This window comes from Rhizobium yanglingense (assembly GCF_977109285.1).
The window spans coordinates 17,242-30,432 of sequence record NZ_CDSAWY010000004.1 but is presented as its reverse complement, the minus strand read 5'-3'; the positions used below and the strand labels follow the sequence as shown (position 1 = coordinate 30,432).

Annotated in this window: 14 protein-coding genes and 1 pseudogene; 12 read left to right on the top strand and 3 right to left on the bottom strand. The window is 57.7% G+C overall.

The annotated features are described in order from the left end of the window. Positions 1–52 precede the first annotated feature (52 nt). From ACW4PC_RS04955 to ACW4PC_RS04930, 6 genes are all read left to right on the top strand, one after another. Positions 53–1,078, top strand: a complete 1,026-nt coding sequence (locus tag ACW4PC_RS04955) for an amino acid ABC transporter substrate-binding protein (protein ID WP_455873033.1) — start codon at positions 53–55, stop codon at positions 1,076–1,078. A 97-nt stretch (positions 1,079–1,175) separates the two neighbouring features. Then, positions 1,176–2,378 carry an amino acid ABC transporter permease gene (locus tag ACW4PC_RS04950; RefSeq protein ID WP_455873032.1) on the top strand — a complete coding sequence of 401 codons (1,203 nt, stop codon included), beginning with the start codon at positions 1,176–1,178 and terminating at the stop codon, positions 2,376–2,378. A 1-nt stretch (position 2,379) separates the two neighbouring features. Beyond that, positions 2,380–3,534, top strand: a complete 1,155-nt coding sequence (locus ACW4PC_RS04945) for an amino acid ABC transporter permease (RefSeq protein WP_455873031.1) — start codon at positions 2,380–2,382, stop codon at positions 3,532–3,534. 16 nt (positions 3,535–3,550) lie between these two features. Continuing rightward, entirely contained in the window at positions 3,551–4,318 is a 768-nt protein-coding gene (locus tag ACW4PC_RS04940) for an amino acid ABC transporter ATP-binding protein (RefSeq protein ID WP_022715463.1), read from the top strand. Positions 4,319–4,532: 214 nt separating this feature from the next. Continuing rightward, positions 4,533–4,823 (top strand): hypothetical protein, encoded by a 291-nt coding sequence (locus ACW4PC_RS04935; protein ID WP_455873030.1) that lies wholly within the window; start codon positions 4,533–4,535, stop codon positions 4,821–4,823. A 285-nt stretch (positions 4,824–5,108) separates the two neighbouring features. Beyond that, complete coding sequence (locus ACW4PC_RS04930) at positions 5,109–5,234, top strand: hypothetical protein (protein WP_275593272.1); 126 nt, start codon at positions 5,109–5,111, stop codon at positions 5,232–5,234. 88 nt (positions 5,235–5,322) lie between these two features. On the opposite strand, the gene ACW4PC_RS04925 is transcribed toward ACW4PC_RS04930, so the two are convergent. Continuing rightward, positions 5,323–5,799 (bottom strand): HAD family hydrolase, encoded by a 477-nt coding sequence (locus ACW4PC_RS04925; protein WP_455873029.1) that lies wholly within the window; start codon positions 5,797–5,799, stop codon positions 5,323–5,325. A 13-nt stretch (positions 5,800–5,812) separates the two neighbouring features. Here ACW4PC_RS04925 and ACW4PC_RS04920 point away from each other — a divergent pair. Next, positions 5,813–6,019, top strand: a pseudogene (locus ACW4PC_RS04920) (hypothetical protein); the annotation flags it as partial. On the opposite strand, the gene ACW4PC_RS04915 reads toward ACW4PC_RS04920, so the two are convergent. Continuing rightward, complete coding sequence (locus ACW4PC_RS04915; protein WP_455873028.1) at positions 6,004–6,441, bottom strand: hypothetical protein; 438 nt, start codon at positions 6,439–6,441, stop codon at positions 6,004–6,006. The pseudogene ACW4PC_RS04920 and the gene ACW4PC_RS04915 overlap by 16 nt on opposite strands. Positions 6,442–6,671: 230 nt before the next feature. Between ACW4PC_RS04915 and ACW4PC_RS04910 the strand changes: the two genes are divergently transcribed. The 5 genes from ACW4PC_RS04910 to ACW4PC_RS04890 all read left to right on the top strand — a co-directional run bounded on the left by ACW4PC_RS04910 (position 6,672) and on the right by ACW4PC_RS04890 (position 11,992). Next, positions 6,672–7,337: a DUF3450 domain-containing protein gene (locus ACW4PC_RS04910; RefSeq protein ID WP_022713150.1), complete on the top strand. Its 666-nt coding sequence runs from the start codon at positions 6,672–6,674 to the stop codon at positions 7,335–7,337. A 943-nt stretch (positions 7,338–8,280) separates the two neighbouring features. After that, positions 8,281–10,410: an OmpA family protein gene (locus tag ACW4PC_RS04905; protein ID WP_455873027.1), complete on the top strand. Its 2,130-nt coding sequence runs from the start codon at positions 8,281–8,283 to the stop codon at positions 10,408–10,410. A 15-nt stretch (positions 10,411–10,425) separates the two neighbouring features. Continuing rightward, positions 10,426–10,917, top strand: a complete 492-nt coding sequence (locus ACW4PC_RS04900; RefSeq protein WP_239595794.1) for a Rab family GTPase — start codon at positions 10,426–10,428, stop codon at positions 10,915–10,917. Between the two features lie 12 nt (positions 10,918–10,929). After that, complete coding sequence (locus tag ACW4PC_RS04895) at positions 10,930–11,814, top strand: adenylate/guanylate cyclase domain-containing protein (protein WP_455873026.1); 885 nt, start codon at positions 10,930–10,932, stop codon at positions 11,812–11,814. Next, entirely contained in the window at positions 11,753–11,992 is a 240-nt protein-coding gene (locus ACW4PC_RS04890) for an adenylate/guanylate cyclase domain-containing protein (RefSeq protein WP_455873607.1), read from the top strand. The genes ACW4PC_RS04895 and ACW4PC_RS04890 overlap by 62 nt, the downstream gene beginning before the upstream one ends. 121 nt (positions 11,993–12,113) lie before the next feature. Here the strand turns inward: ACW4PC_RS04890 and ACW4PC_RS04885 are convergent, their stop codons facing one another. Further along, positions 12,114–12,539, bottom strand: coding sequence for a helix-turn-helix domain-containing protein (locus ACW4PC_RS04885; RefSeq protein ID WP_455873606.1), 426 nt, complete (start codon positions 12,537–12,539; stop codon positions 12,114–12,116). Positions 12,540–13,191: the final 652 nt, after the last annotated feature.

The window sequence follows — 13,191 nt, the reverse complement described above, 5'->3', positions numbered from 1 at the left end:
TTCAGCCGTCCCCTCCACAAAAACATAAGACAACAGATAAAGGTTGGGAAAAATGAAGATTAAGCTCCTGTCCGCCGCCGTCGGCGCAGCAGTTTTCGCCCTTGGCGCCTCGGCTGCCTCAGCAGCCACTCTCGCAGACGTGAAGGCAAAGGGTTTCGTCCAGTGCGGCGTCAACAGCGGCCTCGTCGGCTTTGCTCAGCCTGACGCGTCGGGCAACTGGGCCGGCTTCGACGTCGATTTCTGCAAGGCGGTCGCTTCAGCCGTGTTCGGCGATCCGACCAAGGTCAAGTATACGCCTCTTTCCGCGAAAGACCGCTTCCCGGCCCTGCAGTCCGGCGAAGTCGACGTCTTGTCGCGTAACACGACCTGGACGATCAACCGCGATACCGCTCTCGGCTTCAACTTCCGCGCGGTCACTTATTACGACGGTCAAGGCTTCATGGTTCGTAAGGGCTTGAACGTTAAGTCGGCTCTCGAGCTTTCCGGCGCTGCCGTCTGCGTTCAGGCCGGCACGACCACCGAACTCAACCTCGCCGACTACTTCAAGGCCAACAACCTTCAGTATAACCCGGTCGTTTTCGAAAAGCTCGAGGAAGTCAACGCCGCATACGACTCCGGCCGTTGCGACGTTTACACGACCGACCAGTCCGGCCTTTATTCTCTGCGTCTGACGCTGAAGAACCCCGACGAGCACGTGATCCTTCCGGAGATCATCTCCAAGGAACCGCTCGGCCCGGCCGTTCGCCAGGGTGACGACCAGTGGTTCGATGTCGTCTCCTGGACTGCCTTCGCTCTGGTCAATGCTGAAGACTTCGGCATTACCCAGGCCAATGTCGACGAGATGAAGAACTCGCCGAACCCGGATATCAAGCGCTTCCTCGGTTCCGAAACCGACACCAAGATCGGCACCGACCTCGAACTCACCAACGATTGGGCGTATAATGTGATCAAAGGCGTCGGCAATTACGGCGAAGTCTTCGAGCGCAACGTCGGTCAGGGCAGCCCGCTCAAGATCGAACGCGGCCTGAACGCTCTGTGGAGCAAGGGCGGCATCCAGTACGCGCCCCCGGTCCGCTGATCGCCGGCCTGGAATGAAATACCGGAAAGGCGGGAAACCGCCTTTCCCATGTCCAAGAAAAAAGCCCAAAACGGGCACATAGGGGAATTGGCTCGGCATGACGCAAGAGGCTCTGGGCACGACACCGTTGCCTAAAACCGGCGGGACCTTCCGGTCCGCAATGTATGATCCCAAATACCGGGGTATCTTTTATCAGGTTCTCACCGTCCTCGTGATCGCTGGAGTGGTCTGGTGGATTGTAGACAACACGATCGAGAATCTCGCACGCAGCAATACGGCCTCTGGTTTCGCCTTCCTCAGAGGACGCGCCGGCTTCGAGGTCGGTCAGTCGCTGATTTCCTACTCCAGCGACTCGACCTACGGACGTGCGCTCGTCGTCGGCTTCCTGAATACCCTCCTGGTCGCGGTTACCGGTATCATCACCGCGACGATCATCGGCTTCATCGTCGGCATCGGGCGCCTGTCGCACAACTGGCTGATTGCCAAGCTTTGCACGGTCTATGTCGAAGTGTTCCGCAACATCCCGCCGCTGCTTGTCATCTTCTTCTGGTATTCCGGCGTTCTTGCCATTCTGCCCGCGGTCAGAGAATCGTATCACTTGCCCTTGAACATGTTCCTGAACAATCGCGGCCTGGCCTTCCCGAAGCCGATCTTCGAAGCGGGCATGTGGGCGGTTCTGATCGCCTTTGTCGTCGGCATCATCGCCGCCATTATAACCGCGCGCTGGGCGCATAAGCGCCAGGCCGCGACGGGCCAGCCGTTCCACACGATCTTGGTCTCGATCGCACTCATCGCCGGCCTTCCGATCCTTGCCTTCCTGGTGACCGGCCTGCCGATGTCCTTCGACCTTCCGGTCGCCGGCAAGTTCAACCTGACGGGAGGCTCGGTCGTCGGCCCGGAATTCATGTCGCTCTTCCTGGCGCTTTCGTTCTATACGGCAGCCTTCATTGCCGAGATCGTCCGCGCCGGCATTCGCGGCGTAGCCAAAGGACAGTCGGAGGCGGCAGGCGCCCTTGGGCTCCATCCTTCCGCCATCACCCGCCTTGTGGTCGTGCCCCAGGCCTTCCGTATCATCATTCCGCCGCTGACGAGCCAGTATCTGAACCTGACGAAGAACTCGTCGCTGGCCATTGCGATCGGCTTTGCGGACCTTGTCGCCGTCGGGGGAACGACCCTCAACCAGACCGGCCAGTCCATCGAAATCGTGCTGATCTGGATCGTCGTCTATCTCAGCCTCAGTATCCTCACGTCGCTGTTCATGAACTGGTTCAACGCCAAGATGGCACTGGTGGAGAGATAAGATGTCCGTTGCCAACACCCCCTTTGTCAGAACGGCGATCCTCACGGCTGAACCGCCGCCGCCCGGCGAACGCGGCGCTGTCGCCTGGGTCAGGCGCAACCTGCTTGCAACGCCCAAGGACATCCTGCTGACGGTGCTTGCGATCGCCGCCCTCGCCTGGGCCCTACCGCAGATGATCGACTGGCTCTTCATCCAGGCCGTGTGGACGGGTAGCGACCGCACCTTCTGTGCAACCGCGGTTCAAGGCGGCATTCAGCCCGATGGTTGGAGCGGCGCCTGCTGGGCCTTCGTCAATGCGAAATTGGATCAGTTCATTTTCGGCCGCTATCCGCTCGACGAGCGCTGGCGTCCGACGATTGTCTTCATCCTCTTTGCAGTGCTGCTGATCCCGCTGTTGATCCCGTCGGTACCGCGCAAAGGTCTGAACGCGATCCTGCTCTTCGGAGTGCTGCCGATCGTCTCGTTCTTCATGCTCTACGGCGGCTTCGGCCTTGAAGTCGTCAACTCGCCGCTCTGGGGCGGCCTGCTCGTGACACTGGTCGTGTCCTTCGTCGGCATGGCCGTCTCGCTGCCGTTCGGCATCGTGCTGGCGCTTGGTCGGCGATCGACAATGCCCGTCGTGAAGATGGTCTGCGTCACCTTCATCGAAGTGATCCGCGGCATACCGCTGATCACAGTCCTCTTCATGGCAAGCGTCATGCTGCCGCTCTTCCTGCCGACCGGCTGGAATGTCGACAAGCTGATGCGCGCGGTGATCGGTGTCTCGATCTTCGCCTCCGCCTATATGGCGGAAGTCATTCGCGGCGGCCTGCAGGCGATCCCGAAGGGCCAGTATGAGGGAGCCGATTCACTCGGTCTTGGCTACTGGCAGAAGATGCGGCTCATCGTTCTGCCGCAGGCGATCAAGCTGGTCATCCCGGGCATCGTCAATACGTTCATCGGCATGTTCAAGGATACGTCGCTCGTTTCGATCATCAGCATGTTCGACCTGCTCGGCATCGTCCGCCTGAACTTTACCGATTCCAACTGGGCAAGCTCGGTCACGCCGCTGACAGGCCTCGTCTTCGCAGGCTTCATCTTCTGGATCTTCTGCTTCGGCATGTCGCGCTATTCCGTGTTCATGGAACGCTACCTCGACACCGGCCACAAACGATAAGAATGAGGGAATAAACATGGCTGAACCCAAGAAAATGACCGTTTCCGCAACGGACGTGGCGGTCGAAATCATCAACATGAACAAGTGGTACGGTGATTTTCACGTGCTGCGCGACATCAACCTCAAGGTCATGCGCGGCGAGCGCATCGTCATCGCTGGCCCGTCGGGCTCCGGCAAGTCAACGATGATCCGCTGCATCAACCGTCTGGAGGAGCACCAGAAGGGTCACATTCTCGTTGACGGCACAGAGCTCACGAACGACCTGAAGAAGATCGACGAAGTGCGCCGCGAAGTCGGCATGGTGTTCCAGCACTTCAATCTGTTCCCGCACCTGACGATCCTCGAAAACTGCACGCTGGCGCCGATCTGGGTGCGCAAGATGCCGAAAAAGCAGGCCGAAGAGGTCGCCATGCACTTCCTGAAGCGCGTCAAGATCCCGGAACAGGCGAACAAGTATCCCGGCCAGCTTTCCGGCGGCCAGCAGCAGCGCGTGGCGATTGCCCGCTCGCTCTGCATGAACCCGAAGATCATGCTTTTCGACGAGCCGACCTCGGCGCTCGATCCGGAAATGATCAAGGAAGTGCTGGATACGATGGTGGGCCTTGCGGAAGAAGGCATGACGATGCTCTGCGTGACCCACGAAATGGGCTTTGCTCGTCAAGTCGCAAACCGCGTCATCTTCATGGACCAGGGCCAGATCGTCGAACAGAATTCGCCCGCCGAATTTTTCGACAACCCGCAGCACGAGCGCACCAAACTCTTCCTCAGCCAGATCCTGCATTGAGCGAAAGAACTTCCTTGAGAAAAGCCGCCGGAGAGGCCCTCCGGCGGCTTTTCTTATCGCCAGCGAGCCTTCTCATCGCTCGCAACCACGGTTGCCGAAATACCCGCCTGAACGGCAGCGTAGACTGAAGGATCGGCGTTCGTTCAGCCATGGAAAAGCAAAGGGGCATACCTATCTCAGGATAGCATTGCCGACCCACGTCATGGAGCACCCGATGAAAGCCGAGTTTGCCGCAATTCTTATCGTGGGGGCATTGATCGCAGGATGTACGGCCGTAGGCGACATTTCCGGTCCCGGCTTGGAGCCCATCCCCGGCAGCATCACCTTTAGCGGCCAGCCCCGCACGAAGCTGACGAAATCACCGATCGGTTCCGCATTCCCGCACACCTTTTACGATAACAGGGGACGCGAGGTGGAGGAGACCTACATCATCCGTCCCGACCGCAGCCTGATGATTGCAAGGCGCGTCTACCGCCCGTTTTTCGACTGGGGTGATGACCGCTAAGGCACCGCGACAGGGCATGGTGGCATTCCAGCCCACCAATTCGCCAATGCGCGGTTTGCTAAAATGTCGTCAAATGACGTCATGCAACGGTCTGCTTTAACTCTTGATTAGGCATCCATTTGCTTCAGCGTGAAGTTATGCGATGCTCTTTGCCTAAAATGGCGCCTGAAATAGCACGGGGTCCAAAACACGGGGGCAGAGAAAATGATAGAAATTCACGGTTCACAGCATGCAAATGGCAGACCGGAGCATCCTCTGAACTGCCGGACGGAAGTCGAAGCCGCGATGTTCGAAATGATCAAGCGCTTGCAGCAGCACGGCTGGACGCCTGCCGAAGTGGCGCTCGCGCTTGCAGACGCGGCCGAAGACTATGTGATGCTGCTCGCCAGCAAGAAGGCCGGAAGCCACTGACGGCTTCACCTTCCGCCTAACCGCCCTGCGAAGCGTACAGCGTTTGCGCGCATTCCAGGGCGGCAACGCAGGCCATATCCACCGGCGATCACCCGGATGCCCAAAGATGGCGCAGCCGCGGGAGCTGGCGAATGTCTGACGCGGAAACGAACGGATTTGCGTCCCAGCCGGCCTGCCTCGCCACCGCCACGATTTCGGGCTGGTCGTCGAAAAATATCGGGCGCTCGCCGGAGCCGATGCTCAATCGGGAATTGATCGCCTCGAAGAAGCGGATGTCGTTCTTCGGGTATCGAATTTCCGCGCTGTAAAACATACGGTCGAACAGCTTCGAGAAGCCGAGCTCGTCCCAGAGAAATCGCGCCCGGTGATGCTCCTGGCCGGTTGCGACGTAGAGCTCGACATCACTGCCGCGCGTTATGCTCTCGACCAGATCAAAGACCTCCCTGTTGAGATTCGAATCCTTTTCGAACCAATATCTCATGAAGTCCTTCGCATCGCCGTGATATCCAACCTCCGGGAGAACCTCGGCAAGCGCCTCCGCGAGATCGCGTTTGCCGTGATGCATTCAGCCATAAGCGAGCGCTGCGATCTATCTCAGCCCACCTGTGACGATGTTGTGCGGTTGGATGCTGTTTTCCGAACCGCTGACAACAGCGATGTTCGCGGGGCGGCCCTGCACATTGCGGGGCCGCACCTCCCAGAACGATTTTCCGTGTTTCCAAGTTAAGCGGTCGGCTATACGCCGTCATGGCAGCCGTTGGACACAGACTTATTCGATCCCGTAAGCAGGCGTTCGGACATTGTAGCCGCACGAGTTGCGCCCGCACCTTTCGGCTCCGCCATGCTCGTCGACATGACTTTCGTCGCCTAGCCGCTGCCGGGCCAGTTCGGCGAGTTCAATCGCCTCGACTTCAAGGTAAGTATGGCCCAAATGGCAACGCAACAGCCCGTCTACCGACTTGGAATCCTGAGGCCGCTCCAGGGGCGCTACGACCCCTTCTTGACGTCTGGAAGGTTCGTCACGCTCCGCGAGTGCGCGCGCAAACGCCCGCAGTGTTGCCGTGTAATTGGTGAAGCGCTTCTTATCGAGCTTGATGGGATCGCCCTCCTTGAGCGCGACATTGCGCCCTGCCGCCGTCGTTACTCGAGTGATCGCCTTGCGGTTGAACACCGTGATGTCGTGAGCGCAGAGATTGCGGACCGTCACTGCTCGACGACCGTGCGCGCTTGCCGCCTTTGATCCCCGACCAGTCGCGGCCGCCCGCTTTTAAGATGGCATCGCCCCAAACTTCCATTGCGTCAGTGACGTAGCGCTCGGCTGCGTCACGAATCGGCTTGAGTCAAGAAGATTCCGGCTTGTGGGCCGGCTATTTTGCTGACATTATTCCCTGTTAACGGGGTTGCACTGTGGCAGGTGTTCAAATGGGGGGCATAAGGATGGCAAAGGAACCTTCGAGTACCGCTTCTTCTGCGAATAAGGCGGACGAAAATCTGATAGGTAATGCAGAGGGAAACGGGCTGAACTTCATGGCGGCCCAGGCCCGCGAGGGCGGGATCTCCGGTGACGCTGTAGGTGTCGACAAGATACGCGATCTGCTGTTCGGCAACCAGATGCAGGACTATGACCGCCGTTTTTCCAAGCTTGAAGACCGGTTCTTGCAGCGCTTTAAGGATGTCGAATCCGAGGCCAAGCGCAATCTTGAAACGTACGAGTCAAATGCAAAGAAGCAGGTCGAATCGCTCGCGGCGCAATTGCGGAGCGAAAAAGATGCACGAGCCGAGGCCGACAAGGAGATTGACCGGAATCTTCGCGAGCAAAATCAGGCACTTGAAAAGCAGGTGCGCGCGTTGTCGGATCAATTGAGCGAGCTTGAGCGCGACGTTGCGGACCGGATAAATCGAAGCGATCATTTGCTGCGTGAGGAAATCAAGCAAAAGAATGAAAGCATTCAGATGCTAATGGAGAAAATGTTTTCCGATCTCAGCAACGTCAAGACCGACAGAAATCTTTTGGCTGGCCTGTTTGTCGAGGTTGCAAAATGCATAAATCAGGATTCCGGCGGTAGCAAGAGCAACTCGGAACGTGGCTGGAAAGTGAGTTGATCGGAACTTGACGTCGACCGTCGACCCAATCAGGCTTCCTCAAAAAGCCGCCTCGAACGATACCGAGATTGATCGCGCGGCTCTGGCTATTCTTTTGGTCGAAATTGCTCGGAACATTGATCCGGACCATCATGCGCGTTTCGACGGAGTTCCAACCGCCGATCGTCGCATGGAAACGCTGCGCCAGTTGCTGGTCGGCCGCGAAATTTCGGAGCTTTCACGAGTTACGCATCTGCTGCGCGAACCGGAGCAGCTTGCGGAAGCAGTGGGCGGCGTTCTTCCCAGTGCAGCCGCACGGGCGCCTCATGCGCAGCTCGGCGAGGCCCTTGCGCCAGCCGTCGAGAGGGCTGTGCAACGGTCGATCCAGAAGAGCCCGCGCACGCTGACGGATATATTATACCCGGTGTTTCTGCCGGCAATTCGCAAGTCGATCGGGGAAAAGATCGACCAGACCTTTCAGTCGCTGAATGAAACTTTAAGACATATATTTACCTGGCATGGGCTCAAGTGGAGATTTGAATCTTGGAGAACTGGTGCCAGCTTCTCGGAAGTTGTTCTGAAGCATTCTCTTGTCTATCGTGTAGAACATGTCTTTCTCATTAACCGAAATTCCGGGCTTTTGATCGCGCATGTAACTGCCGATAATGCAACGAGCGAGGATCCTCAACTCATTTCTTCGATGCTCAGTGCAATTCAAGACTTTGTTAAAGACTCATTTAACGAGAAAGAACAGAGCGGCCTGGACACTATCCGCTTTGGGGAGCTTCGTCTCTGGTCAGAAGTTGGACCGTTTGCGACTTTGGTTGCGGTGATCCGGGGAAATCCGCCAGAGGAATTACATGAAATAGTTCGCGATGTGTTGCTTCGCATCCATGATGAATACTCACAGGCTTTAGAGCAGTTTGACGGCGACGGTTCTCAGTTAGCCGGCATAGAGACGCAGTTGCAGACCTGCGTTGAACTGAAGCAGGAGGACTCAAACCAGGGATTTCCGTGGCTGGTGGTGGCTGCAGTCCTGCTGGTTTTGATTCCGGCAGGCGGTTGGTTCTTTCTTTCCTGGCAATCCGGGCAGCACTGGCAGGCCTATGTGTCGCGACTGGAGGCCCAACCGGGCATCATCGTCGCCCAACATACGGTGCGCGATGGCCAATTCTACATTTCCGGCCTGAGAGACCCGCTTGGCGCCGACCCGCAGTCGCTGTTGTCTGGAACGCATGTCGATCCCGCCCGCGTTCATTCGCAATGGCAATTCTATCAGAGCCTTGAGCCGGAGTTCGTGTTGAAGCGGCTGACGGCGTCGCTGGCTCCGCCGGATACAGTACGACTTTCGATCGTCAAGGATCGCATCGTTGCCGAGGGTGAGGCTGCCGACACCTGGATAGATCGGGCGCGCGCAGCGGCCCGACAGCTTTCGGCAGGCGGACCGGAATTCGACATCTCCAAGGTTCGTGATGTGAGCCCCGAAGCACGCGCGGCGGAGCACTGGCAGGCCTATGTGTCGCGACTTGAGGCCCAACCGGGCATCATCGTTGCGGAACAAAAGGTGCGCGATGGCCAATTCTACATTTCCGGCCTGAGAGACCCGCTTGGCGCCGACCCGCAGTCGCTGTTGTCTGGAACGCATGTCGATCCCGCCCGCGTTCATTCGCAATGGCAATTCTATCAGAGCCTTGAGCCGGAGTTCGTGTTGAAGCGGCTGACGGCGTCGCTGGCTCCGCCCAAATCTGTTCTGCTTTCGATCGTCCAGGGTCGCATCGTTGCCGAGGGTGAGGCTGCCGACACCTGGATAGATCGGGCGCGCACAGCGGCCCGACAGCTTTCGGCAGGCGGACCGGAATTCGACATCTCCAAGGTTCGTGATGTGAGCCCCGAAGCACGCGCGGCGGAGCACTGGCAGGCCTATGTGTCGCGACTTGAGGCCCAACCGGGCATCATCGTTGCGGAACAAAAGGTGCGCGATGGCCAATTCTACATTTCCGGCCTGAGAGACCCGCTTGGCGCCGACCCGCAGTCGCTGTTGTCTGGAACGCATGTCGATCCCGCCCGCGTTCATTCGCAATGGCAATTCTATCAGAGCCTTGAGCCGGAGTTCGTGTTGAAGCGGCTGACGGCGTCGCTGGCTCCGCCCAAATCTGTTCTGCTTTCGATCGTCCAGGGTCGCATCGTTGCCGAGGGTGAGGCTGCCGACACCTGGATAGATCGGGCGCGCGCAGCGGCCCGACAGCTTTCGGCAGGCGGACCGGAATTCGACATCTCCAAGGTTCGTGATGTGAGCCCCGAAGCACGCGCGGCGGAGCACTGGCAGGCCTATGTGTCGCGACTTGAGGCCCAACCGGGCATCATCGTTGCGGAACAAAAGGTGCGCGATGGCCAATTCTACATTTCCGGCCTGAGAGACCCGCTTGGCGCCGACCCGCAGTCGCTGTTGTCTGGAACGCATGTCGATCCCGCCCGCGTTCATTCACGCTGGCAATTCTATCAGAGCCTTGAGCCGGAGTTCGTGTTGAAGCGGCTGACGGCGTCGCTGGCTCCGCCGGATACAGTACGACTTTCGATCGTCAAGGATCGCATCGTTGCCGAGGGTGAGGCTCCTGCCAACTGGATCAACCGGGCGCGGGCAGCCGCCGAACAACTTTCGGCGGACGGAGTGGTTCTGGATGTCTCGCAGCTGCGTGAGCTGAACCTTGCAGAACTTAATTATTTGAGAGAGGCCATCCAGGCGACCGATATTTTCTTCTATTCCGGCAAAGCTGTGCCGGGACCAGAGCAGATGCCGGTCCTCGACAGGTTGGCGGATCAAATAAAGGAATTCGCCCAAAATGCCCGCAAGTCAGGCGTAACAGCGCGGTTCATGTTGACCGGCCATGCGGACGCCACGGGCCGTGAGACGGCCAACGTGTCGATCAGCGCCGCCCGCGCCGAGACAGTTCGTGCGCTTCTCAACAAGCGCGGCGTCGCTCCGGGACTGCTGCTGGTTCGGGGCGCTGGCACCTTTGAGCCGGTGGTGCCTGAAAATAGTCGAACTGGGAGCTCCACCAATCGCCGGGTTTCGATTACGGTAAGCCTAGAGTAGTGCGGAGCTAGGATATTGCAAAAAAAGATCTGCATGTTGGGTGGGTTCGCTGTCGGAAAGACGAGTCTGGTTCGCAGGTTTGTGCAAAGCATCTTTTCAGATACCTACTTGACCACGGTGGGAGTGAAAATCGACAAGAAGAGTGTCGCACTCCCGGACAAAACCGTGGATCTAATTTTGTGGGATTTGGCCGGCGAAGACGATATCGGCTCATTCCGCGTCAGCAATGTGAGGGGTGCGACCGGGCTCGTGCTTGTCGTCGATGGAACCCGCGCCGCTACTCTTGCCGTGGCGCTCACTCTGCGCGAGCGGGCCGAGGCCGAATTCGGCGCTATGCCGTTTGTATTGCTGTTCAACAAATCCGACCTGGCCGATCGGTGGGCAATATCGGATAGTGAGATTAACGAACTCAGGCAACTTGGATGGCAAATCTATCGAACAAGTGCGCTTTCGGGTGAACATGTTGATGATGCGTTTCGTCAGCTTGCTTCGATGGTCACCAAATAGACCATGCATAGATTGCCAAGAGAAGTCGGAAGCTGGATTTACGATTTCTTCTACAATGAGCACTCTGTCGCATATCTGAAAATTGACGCCCAGCTTTGCGTAGCTGCGAAGGGCGGTAACGTTAAACATTACGGGCTCTCATCGCTTCGCATTGGCAAGCCTGTTGCCGATCAGCTTGAATTTATGGAAGGTTTGCTGCCTTGCCCGGAGCTTCCATATCATATGGCCATGGTCGAATTGCCCAGCGGGCGTGTCGCGGACCTTCATCTTTTTGCCGGCAATGCCTGCGTGTGGCTGCTCTTTCTTGACGCCACTGCCGAACGCGACAACAAGCAGCGGCTTCAACAGAAGGCCTATGAAATGACGCTCCTGCAAGAGAGGGAGCGTCAACTCAACGAGAAATTACAATCGACGAACGAGGCGTTGAGGAAGAGCCAGGAGGGATTGTCGCGTGAATACCAGCGCGCCGAATCCCTACTCCTCAACATTCTTCCGGCGTCGATCGCGGAGCGGTTAAAAGCGCACAAAAAAATTGCAGACAACCACGCTGAGGTGAGTGTGCTTTTTGCCGACATCGTCGGTTTTACGGAAAGAACGCGGAGCGTCGGAGCCGTGACGACGCTCGCTATCTTAAATTACTTCTTCAAGGCGGCGGATCGGCTCTCGGAACGATACGGCTGCGAAAAGATCAAGACAATCGGCGATTGTGTGATGGTGGTCGCTGGCCTGCCCACCGCGCGATCCGATCATGCAGAAGCCCTCGCGCACTATGCACTTGAACTGCGGAAGGCGGTTAAGCGCGAACGCTTCGCAGGAGAACCGCTGAGAACTCAGAATTGGAATTCACTCGGGACCAATCGTCGCTGGCGTCATAGGCAAAAGGCGGTTCGCCTATGACCTGTGGGGCGAGACCGTTAATCTCGCCTCACGCATTCAAACGTCCGCGGAGCCCGATGAGATCCGTATTTCGGATGCAACTCACCAACTGCTTGGACCAAAATTTGCTTGCGACCTACTCGAGGAAACGGAATTGCGTGGTACAGGTCGTGTGCGAATGTGGCGGCTCCCGGCTTGATTTGCCGCTTGGCAGAGCTGCCGATCCCCTGGGCCAGATTGACGAGCATCCACGAACTGTGTGAATTGCAGCGATGGGAGTGAGCAATGTTTAAAGAGCCCCCTCGCAGGTTTCACCGCTGCTACATTTCGGCGCCCTTTGGCATCGACCTGGGATCGTTGCCGAGTTCTTTTGGGTCAACGTCAAATCGCTTGGAACTGGGCCGCCGCCGACGTCCCGAGTGAACTAGGTTACGCGACGGGGATCGAACGATGCGATTTCGTCGTTGCCGATTTAGATGCCCGGCTGATATGCAATTCGTCCGCACATCCCGGATCAGTTGCGAAACTGTCGGACGGTTTCGCGTCAGGTAGTATTTGCTAAGGGTAACGCGGATGATCTCTTCCCGCTTTGCATCCAGTACCCAGTAACCCTCAGGCCGGCCACGTTTACGGTCGACTAGAGAGGTGACCTTCCCACCTGATCGAAACAGTTTGATAAGGCGGTAAACCGTTGATCGGCTGACGTCGAGCTCAGTTGTAAGTTGTTTCACGTCTGCGGCGGTCATCGGACCAGTTCGATGCTTCAGGAATTCCCGAATGCCGTCTGCGCGTTTGCACGCTTCATCCCAAAGCGCTTCATCGACTTCATCAGGAAAATGGCTCATCCCGTTGGCACAGGTAGAAACTTCTAATAGAATATAGAGGGAGTGGAAATCCGTTCCCAGATCGAGGGAGAAGCGGTCCTCAGGCCCGAGAGGGCGCGGAATCAAACGAGGTCAGGATCAGGCAGATTCGCCAAGCTATTTCGCATCAGGCCGTAGCGCTGGCCGACTGGTCCACAGATGTTTTCGGATTTAGGTAGCAAACGCCACCAGCGCAAGGCGCAGCATTCGGCCCGAAGCTGCCCCTCTACAGAAACGCGTCGAAAGTCCTGATAGGTGGTTTTCTGCCGTACGTCTTACCGATCCGAACGTGCAGGTGGGGCCAACAGTGGACATTCCTGCATATAGATCGCCCACATGGCGGCAACGACGTCTCCGGCTCCCTCTTAGAGCCGCCGTTGCCGCACTTACGCACATTAACTGCTAAATCCCAAATTAAGTGGCACGGCAACCAATTGAAATCATTGGCCAACGAGTTCTTACATTTATAGATAAAGCGACAGTCCTCGCAGCCCTACCCGCCGGCATGACCGCGACATCGTCGAATTACGGTCAG